14 protein-coding genes are annotated in these 16,343 nt (G+C 71.1%); 4 read left to right on the forward strand and 10 right to left on the reverse strand.

The features are described from left to right. Positions 1-19 precede the first annotated feature (19 nt). Positions 20-2,251 carry a catalase/peroxidase HPI gene (gene katG / locus DY218_RS25075; protein ID WP_128558413.1) on the forward strand — a complete coding sequence of 744 codons (2,232 nt, stop codon included), beginning with the start codon at positions 20-22 and terminating at the stop codon, positions 2,249-2,251. 70 nt (positions 2,252-2,321) lie between these two features. Here katG and DY218_RS25080 read toward each other — a convergent pair whose 3' ends face one another. Then, positions 2,322-3,767 carry an MFS transporter gene (locus DY218_RS25080; RefSeq protein WP_128558414.1) on the reverse strand — a complete coding sequence of 482 codons (1,446 nt, stop codon included), beginning with the start codon at positions 3,765-3,767 and terminating at the stop codon, positions 2,322-2,324. A gap of 184 nt (positions 3,768-3,951) precedes the next feature. Here DY218_RS25080 and DY218_RS25085 point away from each other — a divergent pair, with 184 nt between their 5' ends. Further along, positions 3,952-4,446: a MarR family winged helix-turn-helix transcriptional regulator gene (locus DY218_RS25085; RefSeq protein WP_128558415.1), complete on the forward strand. Its 495-nt coding sequence runs from the start codon at positions 3,952-3,954 to the stop codon at positions 4,444-4,446. A 23-nt stretch (positions 4,447-4,469) separates the two neighbouring features. Here the strand turns inward: DY218_RS25085 and DY218_RS25090 are convergent, their stop codons facing one another. After that, a complete protein-coding gene (locus DY218_RS25090; RefSeq protein ID WP_128558416.1) occupies positions 4,470-4,868 on the reverse strand; it encodes a DUF5997 family protein in 399 nt (132 codons plus the stop codon). Positions 4,869-4,976: 108 nt separating this feature from the next. On the opposite strand from DY218_RS25090, the gene DY218_RS25095 reads away from it, so the two are divergent. Beyond that, positions 4,977-5,753, forward strand: coding sequence for a LysR family substrate-binding domain-containing protein (locus DY218_RS25095; RefSeq protein WP_128558417.1), 777 nt, complete (start codon positions 4,977-4,979; stop codon positions 5,751-5,753). 47 nt (positions 5,754-5,800) lie between these two features. On the opposite strand, the gene secD is transcribed toward DY218_RS25095, so the two are convergent. Together secD and DY218_RS25105 are read right to left on the reverse strand one after the other, a co-directional pair. Further along, positions 5,801-8,065, reverse strand: a complete 2,265-nt coding sequence (gene secD, locus DY218_RS25100; RefSeq protein ID WP_407703681.1) for a protein translocase subunit SecD — start codon at positions 8,063-8,065, stop codon at positions 5,801-5,803. Between the two features lie 67 nt (positions 8,066-8,132). Further along, positions 8,133-8,585: a hypothetical protein gene (locus DY218_RS25105; protein ID WP_128558419.1), complete on the reverse strand. Its 453-nt coding sequence runs from the start codon at positions 8,583-8,585 to the stop codon at positions 8,133-8,135. Positions 8,586-8,812: 227 nt separating this feature from the next. Here DY218_RS25105 and DY218_RS25110 point away from each other — a divergent pair, with 227 nt between their 5' ends. Further along, on the forward strand, positions 8,813-9,142 hold the full coding sequence (locus tag DY218_RS25110) for a TraR/DksA family transcriptional regulator (protein WP_128558420.1): 330 nt from the start codon (positions 8,813-8,815) through the stop codon (positions 9,140-9,142). 23 nt (positions 9,143-9,165) lie between these two features. Here DY218_RS25110 and DY218_RS25115 read toward each other — a convergent pair whose 3' ends face one another. The 6 genes from DY218_RS25115 to DY218_RS25140 form a co-directional block, all read right to left on the reverse strand. Further along, the gene (locus DY218_RS25115; protein ID WP_128558421.1) at positions 9,166-9,531 is read right to left on the reverse strand and encodes a PH domain-containing protein; all 366 of its coding nucleotides are present in this window, start codon (positions 9,529-9,531) and stop codon (positions 9,166-9,168) included. Positions 9,532-9,594: 63 nt separating this feature from the next. Beyond that, a complete protein-coding gene (locus DY218_RS25120) occupies positions 9,595-12,135 on the reverse strand; it encodes a polysaccharide lyase family 8 super-sandwich domain-containing protein (protein WP_128558422.1) in 2,541 nt (846 codons plus the stop codon). A 101-nt stretch (positions 12,136-12,236) separates the two neighbouring features. Further along, positions 12,237-13,094, reverse strand: a complete 858-nt coding sequence (locus tag DY218_RS25125; protein ID WP_128558423.1) for an ABC transporter ATP-binding protein — start codon at positions 13,092-13,094, stop codon at positions 12,237-12,239. Beyond that, on the reverse strand, positions 13,073-14,152 hold the full coding sequence (locus DY218_RS25130) for a FecCD family ABC transporter permease (RefSeq protein WP_128558424.1): 1,080 nt from the start codon (positions 14,150-14,152) through the stop codon (positions 13,073-13,075). Before DY218_RS25130 ends, DY218_RS25125 begins: the two co-directional genes overlap by 22 nt. Further along, the gene (locus DY218_RS25135) at positions 14,149-15,186 is read right to left on the reverse strand and encodes a FecCD family ABC transporter permease (protein ID WP_128558425.1); all 1,038 of its coding nucleotides are present in this window, start codon (positions 15,184-15,186) and stop codon (positions 14,149-14,151) included. Before DY218_RS25135 ends, DY218_RS25130 begins: the two co-directional genes overlap by 4 nt. 17 nt (positions 15,187-15,203) lie before the next feature. Further along, on the reverse strand, positions 15,204-16,250 hold the full coding sequence (locus DY218_RS25140; RefSeq protein WP_128558426.1) for an iron-siderophore ABC transporter substrate-binding protein: 1,047 nt from the start codon (positions 16,248-16,250) through the stop codon (positions 15,204-15,206). Positions 16,251-16,343: the final 93 nt, after the last annotated feature.

The following is a 16,343-nucleotide window of genomic DNA, read 5'->3' on the forward strand; positions in this document are numbered from 1 at the left end:
CAGTCCCGAGGGATACCCAATGACTGAGAACCACGACGCGATCGTCACCGACCCCAAGACCGAGGAATCCGGCGGCTGCCCGGTCGCGCACGGGCGCGCGCCCCACCCGACCCAGGGCGGCGGCAACCGGCAGTGGTGGCCGGAGCGCCTGAACGTGAAGATCCTCGCCAAGAACCCGGCGGTGGCCAACCCGCTCGGCGAGGACTTCGACTACGCCGAGGCCTTCAGCGGTCTCGACCTGCCGGCCGTGAAGCGCGACATCGCCGAGGTCCTGACCACGTCCCAGGACTGGTGGCCCGCCGACTTCGGCCACTACGGACCGTTCATGATCCGGATGGCCTGGCACAGCGCCGGCACCTACCGGATCAGCGACGGCCGCGGCGGCGCCGGCACCGGCCAGCAGCGCTTCGCCCCGCTCAACAGCTGGCCGGACAACGGCAACCTGGACAAGGCCCGCCGGCTCCTCTGGCCCGTCAAGAAGAAGTACGGCCAGAGCCTGTCCTGGGGCGACCTGCTCATCCTCACCGGGAACGTCGCCCTGGAGACCATGGGCCTGAAGACCTTCGGCTTCGCCGGCGGCCGGGTGGACGCCTGGGAGCCGGACGAGGACGTCTACTGGGGCCCGGAGACCACCTGGCTCGGCGACGAGCGCTACACCGGCGACCGCGAGCTGGAGAACCCGCTCGGCGCGGTCCAGATGGGCCTCATCTACGTCAACCCCGAGGGCCCGAACGGCAATCCGGACCCGATCGCCGCGGCCCGCGACATCCGCGAGACGTTCCGCCGGATGGCGATGAACGACGAGGAGACGGTGGCCCTGATCGCCGGCGGCCACACCTTCGGCAAGACCCACGGCGCCGGCCCCGCGGAGAGCGTCGGACCCGACCCGGAGGCCGCGCCGATCGAGGCGATGGGCCTCGGCTGGCCGAACACGCACGGCACGGGCAAGGGCGCCGACGCGATCACCAGCGGCCTCGAGGGCATCTGGACCGACACCCCGACCACATGGGACAACAGCTTCTTCAACATCCTCTTCGGCTACGAGTGGGAGCAGTTCAAGAGCCCCGCGGGAGCCTGGCAGTGGCGGCCCAAGGACGGCGCCGGCGAGGGCACCGTGCCCGACGCGCACGACCCGTCGAAGACCCACGCCCCGACCATGCTCACCACCGACCTCTCGCTGCGCTTCGACCCGGCGTACGAGCAGATCTCGCGGCGCTTCCACGAGAACCAGGACGAGTTCGCCGACGCGTTCGCCCGTGCCTGGTACAAGCTCACCCACCGCGACATGGGGCCGCGGGTGCGCTACCTCGGATCCGAGGTGCCGTCCGAGGTGCTCCTGTGGCAGGACCCGCTGCCGGACCGGGACTTCGAGCTGATCGGGGACGCGGAGATCGCCGCGCTCAAGGAGCAGGTCCTCGCCTCCGACCTGACCGTGTCCGACCTGGTGTCGACCGCCTGGGCGTCCGCCTCCAGCTTCCGCGGCAGCGACAAGCGCGGCGGCGCCAACGGCGCGCGCATCCGCCTCGAGCCGCAGCGCGGCTGGGAGGTCAACGAGCCGGAGCGGCTCGCGACCGTCCTGCGCACCCTCGAGGGCATCGCGGGAGAGTTCAACTCGGGCCGTACGGACGGCAAGCAGGTCTCGCTGGCCGACCTGATCGTGCTGGCCGGCGGCGCGGCCGTCGAGCAGGCCGCACGGGACGCCGGGGTCACCGTCGAGGTGCCCTTCACCCCGGGCCGGGTGGACGCCACGCAGGAGCAGACCGATGTGGAGTCGTTCGCCGCGCTCGAGCCGTCCTCCGACGGCTTCCGCAACTACGTGGGCAAGGGCAACCGGTTGCCGGCCGAGCACCTGCTGCTCGACCGGGCCAACCTGCTCACCCTGAGCGCCCCCGAGACGACTGTCCTGGTCGGCGGTCTGCGGGTGCTCGGGGCGAACTTCAAGCAGTCGTCGCTCGGTGCCCTCACCACGACTCCGGGTTCGCTGACGAACGACTTCTTCGTCAACCTCCTTGACCTGGGCACGACGTGGCACGCCACCACGGAGGACCAGAGCACCTTCGAGGGCCGGGACGCCGCCACCGGCGAGGTCCGCTGGACGGGCACGAGGGCGGACCTGGTCTTCGGCTCGAACTCCGAACTGCGCGCGGTCGCGGAGGTGTACGCGAGTGACGACGCCAAGGAGAAGTTCGTCACCGACTTCGTCGCCGCCTGGGACAAGGTGATGAACCTGGACCGGTTCGACCTCGGCTGAGCCGAGCGGGTCGGGGGTACGGCCCGTGCCGTACCCCCGACTCCCCGGGGTCGTCAGGCCTCTGTGGTCGTCAGGCCTTGGTGACGGACGGCTCCGGAGCACTCTTCCCGGGCTGCTCGGCGGTGGCCGGGCGCACCGGGATGAGGAACGCGACGAGCGAGGCGAGCAGCCCCACGGCGCAGCCGATCAGCATCGCGGCGCGGAAGCCGTTCTCGGACGGCAGCAGATGTCCGCCGAAGTCCGTCGTCAGCTGCGAGAGCACCACACCGATCACGGCCGCGGCCACGGAGGTGCCGATCGAGCGCATCAAGGTGTTGAAGCTGTTGGCCGAAGCGGTCTCCTGCTGCGGCACGGCACTCATGATCAGCGCGGGCATCGCCCCGTACGCCAGGCCCACGCCGCCGCTGCAGACCACGGTCACCACGAGCAGTCCGGCGGTCGAGCCCATCAGGAACATCGAGATCCCGTAACCCGCCGCGATGACCAGGCTGCCCACGCCGAGCGTGACCTTGGGGCCGCGGGCCGCGCTGAGCTTCGCGCCCAGCGGCGAGAGCGCCATCATCATCAGGCCGCCGGGCGCCATCCACAGGCCCATCGCCAGCATGGACTGCCCGAGCCCGTAGCCGGTCTCCTCCGGCAGCTGCATCAGCTGGGGCACCACCAGGGACTGGGCGTACATCGCGAATCCGACCAGGACCGAGGCGGCGTTCGTCATCAGGACCTGAGGCCGTGCGGTGACCCGAAGGTCCACCAGCGGCTCCGCACAGCGCAGTTCCCACCGCGCCCACAGCAGGAGTACGACGACGGCCGCCGCGAACAGCCCGAGCGTGGTGGCGCTCGACCAGCCCCAGTCCGACCCCTTGGACACCGCCAGCAGCAGGGAGATCAGGCCGGCTCCGAGGCCGATCGCCCCCGCGACGTCGAAGCGGCGCGCGCCGGTGCCGGGCCGGCCCGCCGGGACCAGGGTCAGGATCAGCGCGCCGACCGCCAGGCTGAGCCCGGCAGTGACCCAGAACAGCACCCGCCAGCTGGTGTTCTCCGCGACGGCGGCCGCGAACGGCAGCCCGAGCGCGCCACCGACGCCCATCGAGGCGCTCATCACGGCGATGGCGGAGCCGAGCCGCTCGGGCGGTGTGACGTCCCGCAGCAGACTCACTCCCAGGGGTACGACACCCATGCCGAGCCCCTGCAGACCGCGCCCCGCGATCATCGGCACCACCGAGGACGAGACGGCACAGACCACCGATCCCGCGACCAGCGGGACCACCGAGGCGAGCAGCATCCGCCGCTTGCCGTACATGTCGCCGAGCCGGCCCGCGACAGGCGTGGCCACCGCCGCGGAGAGCAGCGTGGCGGTGACGACCCAGGAGGCGTTGGACGCCGAGGTGTCCAGGAGCCGGGGCAGATCGCCGATCAGCGGCACCACCAAGGTCTGCATGATCGCGGCCACGATGCCCGCGAAGGCGAGGACGCCGACCACCCCGCCGGGGCGTACATCGGCCTTGGAACCGTTCACATGCGTCTCCCTGCAATTCCGTCACGGGTGCACGGAGTCCGGCGTACGCGGCACTGAGTACGCCGCGGCGTGCACTTCATGTGCAGAGTACATGCCCTATGTATCCTGCACATGAAGGTGGGGGGTGCAGCGACGGGGAGCGGTGCCGTCCGGGCCGCGCGACGGGATTGGGAAGATGGTCGACATGGACAAGCCCACGCACCTGATCGAATTCGAGACCATGCTGGTCGGGCGGCACTCGCACCTGGCGAGTTCGCGGACCCGGAACGCGGACGGGCGTCTCGACCGCAGCGCCTATCTGCTGCTCAATCGCATCGATGTGCAAGGGCCCATGTCCATCGGCGAGTTGAGCGCCGCCTTCCGTCTGGACGCCTCGACGCTGAACCGGCAGACCGCGGCCATGCTCCGCGCCGCGGTGGTCGAGCGCATCCCCGACCCCGAGGGCGGGATCGCCCGCAAGTTCGCCATCACCGAGGAGGGCCGGCGCCGGCTCGAGGGCGACCGTGCGCACTACACGCGCGGCCTGGAGCGGGTGCTCGCCGACTGGACGGCCGCCGAGGTCGCCGAGTTCGCCGCGTATCTGCGCCGCTTCAACGGGGACATCGAACGCCTCGAGGGAGCACCCTGGCCGCGCCCCACGGCGGACGAGGCCACCGGCGCGCGGCCCGGCAGCGGGTGAGGTCGCCGGACAGCGGCTGAGGATCAGGAGCCGGCGGAACCGTCCGGCTGCTGCGCCTTCTTCTCCTTGAGGCGCGCCGCCTCCTTGCGGACGTCCGCCTGGGTGGAGCGCTCGCGCCGCAGCCAGTCGGGGTTCTCCGCCTTGAGCGCGTCGATCTGCTCGGTGGTCAGCGCCTCGGTCACGCCGCCGCGCGCGAGACCCGCGATGGAGACACCGAGCTTGGCGGCCACGACGGGGCGCGGGTGCGGGCCGGTGCGGCGCAGCTCGCGCAGCCACTCGGGCGGGTCGCTCTGCAGGGCGTTGAGCTCGCCGCGTGCGACCGTGCCCTGCTGGAATTCGGCGGGGGTGGCCTGGAGGTACACACCCAGCTTCTTCGCCGCGGTTGCGGGCTTCATGGACTGGGAGGTCTGCTGCGACGTCATGCCTTCCAGGGTAACGAGCCGACGGGACGCCGCCGACCACGGGCGGTGGCCGAGGTCCGACCACTGCACGGCGCGGGCCGCCCCGACCGCGGCCGGTAGCCTGGCGAGGTGACAGGCACCGCAGTACCTCCCCCCTTCCGGCTCGCCTACGTCCCGGGCGCGACCCCCGGCAAATGGGCGCGGATCTGGCGTGAGCGGCTGCCCGACGCCGAGCTCGTCCTGGAGACCGTGAGCGCGCGGCACGCACCGGACGCGCTACTCGGACGCGAGGCGGAGGCCGCTCTCCTGCGGCTCCCGGTGGACACCGAACGGCTGCACGCCATCCCGCTGTACACCGAGACCACCGTCGTCGTCGTGCCCAAGGACCACCTGGTCACCGCGGCCGACGAGGTCACCTGCGCGGACCTCGCCGACGAGGTCGTACTGCACCCCCTCGACGACACACTCGGCTGGGAGCGGCCGCCGGGGGAGCCCGCCTTCGAGCGGCCCGGCAGCACGGCCGACGCGATCGAACTGGTCGCCGCCGGCATCGGTCTGCTCGTGGTGCCCCAGTCGCTCGCGCGGCTGCACCACCGCAAGGACCTCACGTATCGCACGGTCTCCGACGCGCCCACCTCACAAGTCGCCCTGTCCTGGCCGAAGGACAGCGACGACGAGCGGGTGGAGGACCTCATCGGCATCGTCCGCGGCCGTACGGTGAACAGCACCCGAGGACGCCCGCAGAGCTCGGACGGCACCAAGTCCGCCGCCGGCAAGGGAAGCACGGCCAAGAGCGGCGGCCGCGGCTCGGGCAGGCCCACCGGCCGTACCGCGAATCCCGGACGTACCGCGCAGCGAGGGGCGAAGCCCGGGGCCAGGCGCGGCAAGCCACGCCGCCGCTCCTGACCTCCGACTGCCCACGACTGCCCCGGACGCCTCCGACGGCTGCTGCCTCAGCCGCGCCGCCCTCGGCGCGACTCGAACTCGACGGCCAGCGGCGCAGCCGTGAACATCGACGAGTACGTCCCGACCACGATGCCGATCAGCAGGGCGAGCGCGAAGTCGTGCAGCGAATCACCCCCGAGCACGGCGAGCGCGGCCAGGATGAACACGGCCCCCATGCCGGTGTTGACCGTGCGCGGCACCGTCTGCAGCACGGCCTGGTTCGCGACGGACCGGAACGACCGCTTCTCGCCGGCCGGCAGCAACTCCCGCACCCGGTCGAACACCACCACCGAGTCGTTCACCGAGTAGCCGATCACCGTGAGCAGCGCCGCAAGGAACACCCCGTCGACCGGCTTGCCGAGCCAGGCGAAGACACCCACCAGGATCAGCGCGTCGTGCGCCATCGCCACCACCGACGACGCCGCGTACGACCAGCGGAAGCGCACCGACAGATAGAGCAGCTGACCGGCCAGGGCCACCCCGAGCGCGATCAGCGCACCGCGCCGCAGCTCCTCGCCGAGGCTCGGCCCGATCAGCTCGTCGCGCAGCTTGTCCGTGCCGCTGCCGCCGAGCTCCGTGATCGCCGAAGTGACCTTCCGTTCCTCGGAGTCGGAGAGCTGTCCGGTGCGTACCGTGAGGTCCGCGTCGCCCGAGGTCTGCACGACCGCCTGCGGGAACCCGGCGTCCGCGAGCGCATCGCGGGCCCGGTCCGCGTCCACCGCTGAGCCGGTCGAGTACTGCAGCAGCCGGCCGCCGGTGAACTCGACCCCGAAGTCGAGCCCCTTGGCCACGATGCCCGAGACGGCGAGCACCAGCGCCGCCGCCGAGAGCGCGAGCCAGCGGCGCCCGTGCCGCATCAGGTCCGGTGCGCGCCCGGTGAGCCACTGCCTGACCCGTCCGGCGTTCGCGATGCCGCTGAGCTGCGGCCTGCGCCGCAGCGCGGGCCTGGCCACCGCGAACTCGGCGAGCACGCGGGTGATCACGAGTGCGCTGAACATCGACGCGATGACCCCGATGCCGAGCGTGACCCCGAAGCCGCGGACCGGCCCCGAGGCCAGGAAGAACAGCAGGCCCGCCGCGATCAGGGTGGTGATGTTGGAGTCCGCGATCGCACTGAAGGCGTTCCGGAACCCCTTGGCCAGGGCGGACCGCAGACTGGCCCGGCCGCCGGTGAACTCCTCCCTGGCCCGCTCGAAGACCAGCACGTTCGCATCGACCGCCATACCGATCGCGAGCACGAAACCGGCCAGCCCCGGCAGGGTGAGGGTCGCGCCCAGAGCGGCAAGCGCCGCGTACGACACCACTCCGTAGCAGGCCAGCGCGATCGCGGCCAGGCCGCCGAGCAGCCGGTAGATCACCCCGATGAACAGCGAGGTGAGTACGATCCCGATCACCGCGGCCTGGGCGCTGGACTCGATCGCGGCGGCGCCGAGCGTCGGGCCGACCGTGCGCTGCTCCACGGTCTCCACGGGTACGGGCAGCGCCCCGCCGTTGATCAGCAGTGCCAGATCCTGCGCCTCCTGCTGACTGAAGCTGCCGGTGATACGGGTGGAGCCGCCGGTGATTCCCGCGCCGCAGCGCACGGAGCCGTCGACCTGCGGCGAGGAGATCACCTCGTCGTCCAGGACGATCGCCACCCGTCGGGTGGGGTCGCCGCCCGGGGCGCAGGCGGCCTTTCCGGTCAGCTCGGCCCAGCGGTCGCCGCCCGGGCCCCGCAGGTCCACGGAGACGAACCAGCCCGCTCCGCCCTCCGCGTCGATCCGGGCCTCGGAGCTCTCCACATGCCGACCGTCGAGGCCGGACGGGCCGAGGCGCAGCGGCTGCTTGTTCTCGTCGGGCAGGACGAGTCCGTCCTTCGGGCCGTCGTTCTGCCGGCTGTCGTCCTTGCCGGCCCCGCCCGGGGTGACCTCGTCGCGCTCCGCGGTGCCGAGCACGGGGTGGAAGGTCAGTCGAGCGGTCTTGCCCAGCACTTCCCCGGCCTCCCGGGGATCCTGCACACCCGGGAGTTCGACGATGATGCGGTTGTCGCCGGAGCGGGCGAGCGTGGGTTCGGTGACGCCGAGGGCGTCGACGCGACGGCGCAGTACTTCCAGGGTGCGGTCGGTGGCCTCGCCGTCGGCCTCGGCCTCAGGGGTGTCCCGGGTCTCCAGGACGATCTGGGTGCCGCCGCGCAGATCGAGGCCGAGACGGGCGGGCACGGTGACGGTGACGTACAGGGACAGGGCGAGCACGGCCAGGGCGAAGAACGCCCGCAGCCGGATGGCGCGAGTCAAGGGATGCCTCCCACAGGCATGGCGCCGCGCCCGGGTGTGCCGGGGCGGCATTTCGGCAAAGGGGACGTCAGATGCCGGTGGGAAGGGGTGGTGCACGGCCGGAGCAGGCCGTCGACAGCGGCCGGCCGGCCGCGGTGTCCGGGGCACGGGGCATCGGCCGCCCGGCCGTCGGTGGCCGCGGCAGCAGAATTCCGGCCGTGGTCACCCCGCCGGGGTGCGCCAGTGGGTGTTCGGCCGGGACGCCTCGGTGCGCGCGGGGCGTGACGCAGGAGTCGGTGGAAGTCACCGAGGCGTCGAGGTGGAACGAGGAGGGGGCACGGTCCGCGCCCTGCGCGGTCACCGGCGCCGAGACGCCGTGCCCCGCGGTCCATGCCACGGGCGTGCCCGCTTCGGTCCGGCCGGGCAGCAGGACGCCGAGGATCGCGAGCAGCGTCACGCACAGGAGCCGGGCGCTCTTCGGGAGCCCGGCCCGACGTGCCGGGGCCGCGTCGAGACCTGCCCGCACCGGACCGCCGCTCATGCCACCCCCGCTCACACCGCCCTCTTCGCCCGGTCCACCATGGCACATCGCGTGCGGCGTCCGGGCCCGCCCACGACGACCTTGACCGGAACGGCCCGGGTGCCTGCCGCGTCTACACCACGCGGCCCCCGGGAAATGGGGCCTGACCCCGATGGCGGTCCGGTCGCGGGCTGTCCACGCTGGGCATCGGGGTCGCCCCGACCCCACAGGAGCAGAGGAGCGATCGAATGTCCCTGGACATGGTCGGCCCCGAACCCCGGCCCGAGCGCTTCGCGGTGGAAGAGATCCGCCGGATCCTCGAGCACGAGCGCGATGCGCGGCTGGCCCAGCTGAGAGTGATCGACGAGGAGGCCCGCGACGCCGAGCACGATTTCGTGCAGGCGCAGCGGGAGTCGATCCGGCGGGTCCTGAAGGACATCGAGACCGCCTTCGCGCGCCTGGAGCGCGGCGAGTACGGCCTGTGCGAGGACTGCCGCAGACCGATCCCGGTCGAGCGGCTCGACATCCTGCCGTACGCGCGGCAGTGCGTCAGCTGCTGCCGGCGTCGGGCGATGTGACCGGCCGCGCCGCCTCCCGTGGGTCAGCGCGCGACGAACTGCGTGAGGATCGCCTGCACCTCATAGATGTCGACGCCCTTGGTGAAGGTCTTCTCCACCGGTGTGGGTGAACTGGAGATCCAGATCTTGAGCTCCGCGTCGAGATCGAAGTGGCCGGCGGTCTCCACCGCGAAGTGCGTGATGCTCCGGTACGGGATGGAGTGGTACTCCACCTTCTTGCCGGTGAGCCCCTGCTTGTCGACGAGGATCAGACGCCGGTCGGTGAAGAGGATCGTGTCCCGTATCAGGAGATACGCCGCGTGCACCTGCTCGCCCTGGCCGAGCAGCTTGGCGTACTCGTGGTGCGCCTTGGCCGGATCGATCGTGTGCGCGTTGCCGAACAGCGCCATGTCTGCCCCCAGTTGACGAGAATGGTCGAGAAGGGCCAATCCTCGCACGACTGTTCAGGTGGCTCACTTCAGCGTGACGGTGAAGCTCCTCCCGTAAGCGTGCCGGGTGCGAGCCTCCACCAGCGTGCCTCCGGGCACCCGCCGTGCCTGTACGCCCTCGTCGCCCTCGACCGCCTCCAGGTGCCGGCCGCGCAGCAGGACGGACACCGTGTCCCGGTCCATCGTCGGGTCGGACAGGGCCACTTCGGTGCGACCCCGGTGGTGGGGCCGCCGCACCAGAATCGACGCCGGACCGTCGACGCGCAGCCCCGCCGTCCCGTGGCGGCCGCGGGTGAACGTGTTGACCGCGGTGAGTCCGAGTCCGCGGTGTGTCACGGCCTGCATCCGGGTGGTGTTGGTGTGCACCTCGAGGGGGCCCTTGCGGCCGAGGGAGCGCAGCTGCCCCGGCTTCGCGTTCGGCACCAACGCATAGGCGAGAGAGCTTGGTTCGGCGCCGGCGGGCAGCTCGAAGGACACGTCGAGGACCTGCCGGGTCACCTCGGTGTCCGGGTTGGCGGTGCGGACCACGCGGAGGCTGCGAGTGACGTCCGCGAGGCGCACGACCACCTCGGGAGTGTCCAGGAACACATAGCCCGACGACTCGCCGCGTGTGCCGTTCGCCCAGTGCAGCCAGCTCAGTTCGGCCGTGCCGGGCCCGGTCCAGGCACGGCCGTCGTGCAGTGCACCGGTCACCGCCACCCGGTCGTCCGGCCCGGCGATCCGGGCGTCGGCCGTGGTCGTGACGGCCCGCCCGGCCGGGTCGCCGACGCCCGCCGCGAGGACCACGATCTCCTCGTCGAACAGGAACCACGACTTCGTCGCGTCCGCGTTCCGGTACGTCACGAAGTCGTCCGGCAGCAACTCCCGGTCCCCGTACGCCACATCGCTGGACTGCACCAGGGACGCGGTGCCGTACGCGCCGAGCGTCGCCCCGCCCGAATGCCGGTTGGTGCCGCGCGGGAAGTACACATAGGTGTTCTGCGACTCGGACGACGGAGTGAAGTTCAGCGGGTGGCCGGGATTGTCGTAGTACGGCTGCCCGTAGAGCTCGGGGACGGTGCCGCGACGCTCGACGGGGGCCGTGACACCCGCGAGCCGGTACGGGGACACCGCGGTGTAGTAGTCCACCCCGAACGCCTGCCGCTGGTCCTGCCCGGCCAGATACAGATGGTGGGCGCCGTCGCCCTGGAACCAGGGCATCAGGTTCTCGCCGCTCATGTACTCGTACTTGCTGATCCGGTCCGAGCTGCGGGCCAGCGCGAAGGCGTAGCCGGGACGCCGGTGCACGGTCCGGTCCATCGCGTTGAAGGCGACGCTGCGGGCCGCGGGATTGAGGTCCTCGGCGGGCACCGAGGCGTCGCCGTCGATCTCGGAGTGCCGGGCGATGCTGACGGGTGAGACGAACTCCGCCGGGTCGAAGGGCGCCGCGCCGGCCGAACTCAGGTGCTTCGCATAGCTCTTGAGCTCCTGAGCCGTGTCACCCGTGGCGAGGTGGGCCAGGTCGACCACCGCCTCCGCCACGACCGCGACATCCGCATACCCCGTACCCGTGCGGGACACCGCCCGGCCCTTGACGGCCTCCATCATCCAGCCCTCGAAGATCAGCGGCGCGAAGCCGTTCGCCACCCAGCCGTGCACGGTCGGCACCAGCTCCTCGCCGTGCGCGAAGCCCGAGCCCTCCAGGAGCGTCAGGGTCTGCACCACCCGCGAGAGCAGCCCCTTTCCGTACGACCCCGTGTACGCCACCGATGCGTGCTGGATGAACGACCCGTCCGCGTAGTGCCCGTCCGTCACCTCGTGCTGCAGGTTGTACGGGTCGATGGTGGCGAACACCGTCAGCTGGTCGGTGAGCGCCTTGCGGATGCGTGCCTCGTCGCCGAGCAGGGCGCCCTGCAGGATCCGGTTGGTGGTGATGTCGGCGAGATTCGCGCCGGTGTGGAAGCGGGAGTCGAGATCCACGTCGCCGTCGACGCCGTTGCGCAGATAGGCGTCCATCGACTCGACACTGGTGGCCGTCAACTCCGGCTGATATGCGGCGACTTGGTCGCGCAGCAGCACCAGGGTGCGGGTCAGGTGCTGGGAGATGCCGATCTCCCAGTTGAACCAGTTGCCGTAGTAACCGCCGTCCTGGTCGCCGTAGTACTTCTCGTGCAGCCACAACAGGCCGTCGATCACCCGCCGTTGGACCGCGGTGTCGCCGTACAGGTCCGACGGGGGAGTGCCGGGCGCGCGGGTGGCGAGCGCGATCTCGTACAGACGCAGATAGGCCGTGTTGAGATTGGCGTCGTCGGTGCCGAGCTCCAGGCCGGCGAAGAGCTCGCCCTCGCCCGCCTCGTCCATCGCCGCCAGATTCTTCTGCGCCGCCTCGACGATCGCCGCGAGCCGGGGAGCCACCTCCGCCACGGAGTTGGACTCCTCGGTGCCCGCGAACAGCGCGTCCGTATTGCCGAGCAACTGCTCGAAGCCCGCCGCCGATTCGGCCGCATCCGCCCGCCCCACCGGGATCACCGCGAGGACCCCGGCGGCCGACAGGGCGGACAGCAGCGTTCTCCGGGCGATCTCCATGACGTCCTCCGCACGTGGGCATACCGGCGGCCGGAGTCAAGCAGAACGTCCCAGGCGCGACAAGGGTTGCGGCAGGCACCCGAGCGCCGCAACGCCGCGGGTCAGCCGGTCTTCCCCGCCCGCACCCGCTCGTGCGGGATCACCATCGGGGTCGCCGTCCGCGGATCGGGCACGATGTCGCAGTCCAGCTGGAACACCTCCGCCACCAACTCCGCCGTCAGGACGTCGTGCGGGGCGCCCTCGGCCACCACCTCGCCGTGGTTCATCACCACCAGATGGGAGGCGAACCGGGCAGCCTGGTTGAGGTCGTGCAGCACCGCGACGATCGTGCGCCCGTCGCGGTTGAGCTCGGCACACAGTTCGAGCAGGTCGTACTGGTGGGAGATGTCCAGGAAGGTGGTCGGCTCGTCGAGCAGGATCACCTCGGTGTCCTGGGCCAGCACCATCGCGATCCAGGCCCGCTGACGCTGACCGCCCGACAGATCGCCCGCCTGCGCCTCGGCGAGCTCCGTCATCCCGGCCCGCTCGAGCGCCAGCGCGATCGCCCGGTCGTCGTCCGGCGACCACTGGCGGAGCAGCGTGTGATGCGGATGCCGGCCGCGGCGCACCAGACCCTGCACCGTGATGCCCTCCGGCGCGATCGGGCTCTGCGGCAGCAGCGCCACCTGGCGTGCGAAGTCCCGGCCGCGCAGCGCCCGTACGTCCCGCCCGTGCAGCGCGATGTGCCCGCTCACCGGCTTCAGGACCCGGGCGAAGGACTTCAACAGGGTGGACTTCCCACAGCCGTTGGGGCCCACGATCACCGTGAGCCCGCCGTGCGGCACCTCCAGGCTGACGCCCTTCACCACGGGCGCGGCCCCGTACGAGAGGGTGACCTCCCGGGCACTGAGGCCCTGAACGGCCGGCGCCCCGCCGGTGTGCGTACCCGCGTCGATCGTCACAGGCTTCCCCTTCTCCATTCACGCGTCAGCAGGTAGCCGAGGTAGAGGCCGCCGACGGCCATGGTGTAGATGCCGACGGGCAGGTCGTCGAAGAGCGGGAGTTGCTGCGCCGCGAGATCGGCGAGTACCAGCAGCAGGGCACCCGTCAGGGCGGAGAGCAGCAGGCGCGGTCCCGCGCCTCGGGTGATGCGCCGGGCGACCTGCGGTGCGATCAGAGCGACGAAGGCGATCGGCCCCGCCACGGTGACCGCGCCTGCCGCGAGGACGATGGACAGGACCACGGCCGCGGTCCTGGTACGGCCCGGGTCGCTGCCGAGCGAGGCGGAGATCTCGTCGCCCATCTCACCCACGGCCAGGTGCCGGGACACCAGGGCGCACAGCGGCGCGGTGGCGAGCAGCACCACCCAGATCGTCGTCGCGTCCGACCAGGAACGCGCGGCCAGACTGCCGTTGAGGTACGCGGTCAGCGAAGTGGCCGCATCGCGCTCCACGACGTACACCACGTACTGGATCACCGCCGTGGAGATCGCGGCCACGCCGATGCCGGCCACCACGAGCCGCCCCGGGTTGCGGAAGCCGGTCCCGGTGGACACGTACACCAGCGCCATCGCGCCCACCGCGCCGAGCACGGCCCCGATCCACACCGGTACGCCCGGAAGCAGCAGCGCGAACGCTGCGGCGCCGGCGCCGGCACCCGTACTGAGTCCGATGATGTCGGGGCTGCCGAGCGGATTGCGGGTCACCGTCTGGAACAGCGTGCCGGAAAGGCCGAAGGCCGCACCGGTCGCGATCCCGGTGACCAGGCGCGGGCCGCGCAGCCGGTTCAGTACGAAGGCGTCCTTGCCCTCGGCCCCGCCGAACACGGCGCTCGGCAGATCGGTGAGCCGGATGCCGAGCCTTCCGAGGGTCAGGGTCAGAACGGCCGCGACCAGCAGCGCGGCCAGAGCGCAGAGCACCACGACCACCGAACTGCGCTGCACGGGCAGGGCGATCCGGTTGCCGACACGCAGATAACCGCGCGGCGGACGCGGGGAATCGGCCGGCGCGGGCGCGGCCTTGCGGAGGTCGGTGCTCATGCGCCGCCCTTCATCCGCCGCACCGCGAGCAGCAGCGCCGGGGCGCCGACGAACGCGGTGACCACACCGACCATCAACTCCTGCGGACGCAGCAGAATCCGGCCGATCACGTCAGCGAACAGCAGCAGGGACGGACCGGTGAGGGCCGCGAGCAGCACCTGCATACGGAAGTCGACCCCGCCGACGGCCCGCACGATGTGCGGAACTGCCAGGCCCACGAAGGCGATCGGCCCCACCGCGGCGGTCGCGGCGGCGCTCAGCACCGTCGCGGTCAGCAGACCGGTCCCGCGGATCACCGCAGGATTGGTGCCGAGTGAGGTGGCCGACTCGTCGCCGAGGGCCAGGCTGTTCAGGGACGGCGCGAGCACGAGCGCGACGAGCAGCCCCACCACCGCGAACGGCAGCACCGGCCAGAATGCCGAGAAGTCCCTGCCGCCGAACGCGCCCACCACCCAGTACCGGTAACTGTCGAAGACCTGCGGCCTGCTGAGCGTCACGGCCTGCACGAAGGCGGTCAGTACGGCGGTGAGCACGGCGCCCGCGAGGACGAGCCGCACCAGTGACGTACTCGACCCGGCGGAGCCGAGCAGATGCACGAACACACCGGACAGGAGCGCACCCGGCAGCGCCCACCCCATGGTCTCCGACTGCCCGGACGCACCGAGGAAGGCGGTGGCGGCGACGATGCTCGCGGCCGCGCCCGCATTGATGCCGAGCAGTCCCGGATCGGCCAGCGGATTGCGTGTCACCCCCTGCATCAGGGTGCCGGACACGGCCAGACAGACACCGGCGAGCACACCGAGCACGGTGCGCGGATAGCGGCTCTCGACGACGGTCGTCAGATAGCTGTCGCCGTCGCCGGAGAGCACATCGAGCACATCGCCGAACGAGTTGCTCATGTTGCCGAACATCACGCTGGCGAACAGCGCGAGCACGAGCAGCACCAGCGCCCCGACCAGACAGAGCACCGAGCGGGCGGCACCGCTCCGTACGGGAGCCGTGCCACCCGTACGGGAGGTGACGGAAGTGGTCATGCGGGAAGGACCACGCCCTACTTGGTCTTCTCGATCGCCTTGTCGATCATCGGCAGATAGCGCTCGATGCTCCACGGCACGGTCAGCGGGTTGATCATCGAGGAGGCGGTGACGAACGGATTCTCGTCACCCGCGACGACCGCGCCCTTCTTGATCGCCGGGATCGCCTTGTACAGCTTCTGACCCTCGATCTGCTCACGGGACTTGGCGTCCGAGTAGAACGTGAAGATCAGGTCGCTGTTCTTCAGCTTGTTGCCGTTCTCCAGGCCGATCAGCGAGGAGTCCGTGCCCTCGGTCTCCTTGAAGGTGTCCACCACCGGGTCGGACTTCAGACCGAGCTCGGACACCATCTCCACCCGCTGCTCCTCGGAGCGGAACACCCCGAGCGTGCCGGGACCGGTGGTGTAGATGTACGAGAACGTGTGGTCCTTGTACTCGGGACGGGACTCGGCCGCGGCGGACAGCTGCTTCTGGATCTTGTCCTTGAGCTTCTTGCTGTCCTCGGGCTGCCCGAGTGCCTTGGCGATGATGTCCATCTGCTGGTCCCAGTTGGTGCTCCACGCCTTGTCCGGGTAGGCGACCGTGGGGGCGATGTCCTTGAGGATGTCGTACTGCTTCTGCGTGATGCCCGACCAGGGAGCGAGAATCACGTCCGGCTCGAGCTCCGTGATGGCCTCGATGTCGAGCTCCTCGCCGCCCTTGAACTGCTTGGGCAGCTTGTCGCCCTTCTTCTTGACGGCCTCGTGGATCCACGGCATGTAGCCGGTCTTGTCGCTGCCCCAGGGGTACTCCTCCATGCCCACCGGGGTGTGTCCGAGAGCGATGGCGGTCTCCGTGGAGCCCTGGCCGAGGGTGACGACCCGCTGGGGCTCCTCGGTGATCTCGGCGGTGCCGAGGGCGCTCTTGATGCTCACGGGGAAGGCCCCGTCGCCCTTCTTGCCCGAACCGCTGCCGCCGGAGGCCCCGTCGTCACCGGAGCCGCAGGCGCCGAGGACGAGGGTGAGCACCGCGGCGGACGCGGCCGCCGCGAGAGCCCTGCGGCCCGGTCGAGTCGATATGAGCATGAGAGGTCCTCTTCGTTCAGTACAGGAACACCGCCGGTCACAGCGACACCGTCCGGCTGGTAAGGAGACCCTAAGTTACAGCGTTCAACCACA

It is taken from the genome of Streptomyces triticagri, from assembly GCF_003429565.1.
Taxonomy (GTDB): Bacteria; Actinomycetota; Actinomycetes; order Streptomycetales; family Streptomycetaceae; genus Streptomyces; species Streptomyces triticagri.

What these genes read in the sequence shown, in the direction of transcription:
- katG (WP_128558413.1), top strand. Translation starts at nt 20, where the DNA reads ATGACTGAGAACCACGACGCGATCGTCACCGACCCCAAGACCGAGGAA.
- DY218_RS25085 (WP_128558415.1), top strand. Translation starts at nt 3,952, where the DNA reads ATGGACAAGCCCACGCACCTGATCGAATTCGAGACCATGCTGGTCGGG.
- DY218_RS25090 (WP_128558416.1), bottom strand. Translation starts at nt 4,868, where the DNA reads ATGACGTCGCAGCAGACCTCCCAGTCCATGAAGCCCGCAACCGCGGCG.
- DY218_RS25105 (WP_128558419.1), bottom strand. Translation starts at nt 8,585, where the DNA reads ATGAGCGGCGGTCCGGTGCGGGCAGGTCTCGACGCGGCCCCGGCACGT.
- DY218_RS25110 (WP_128558420.1), top strand. Translation starts at nt 8,813, where the DNA reads ATGTCCCTGGACATGGTCGGCCCCGAACCCCGGCCCGAGCGCTTCGCG.
- DY218_RS25115 (WP_128558421.1), bottom strand. Translation starts at nt 9,531, where the DNA reads ATGGCGCTGTTCGGCAACGCGCACACGATCGATCCGGCCAAGGCGCAC.
- DY218_RS25120 (WP_128558422.1), bottom strand. Translation starts at nt 12,135, where the DNA reads ATGGAGATCGCCCGGAGAACGCTGCTGTCCGCCCTGTCGGCCGCCGGG.
- DY218_RS25125 (WP_128558423.1), bottom strand. Translation starts at nt 13,094, where the DNA reads ATGGAGAAGGGGAAGCCTGTGACGATCGACGCGGGTACGCACACCGGC.
- DY218_RS25130 (WP_128558424.1), bottom strand. Translation starts at nt 14,152, where the DNA reads ATGAGCACCGACCTCCGCAAGGCCGCGCCCGCGCCGGCCGATTCCCCG.
- DY218_RS25135 (WP_128558425.1), bottom strand. Translation starts at nt 15,186, where the DNA reads ATGACCACTTCCGTCACCTCCCGTACGGGTGGCACGGCTCCCGTACGG.
- DY218_RS25140 (WP_128558426.1), bottom strand. Translation starts at nt 16,250, where the DNA reads ATGCTCATATCGACTCGACCGGGCCGCAGGGCTCTCGCGGCGGCCGCG.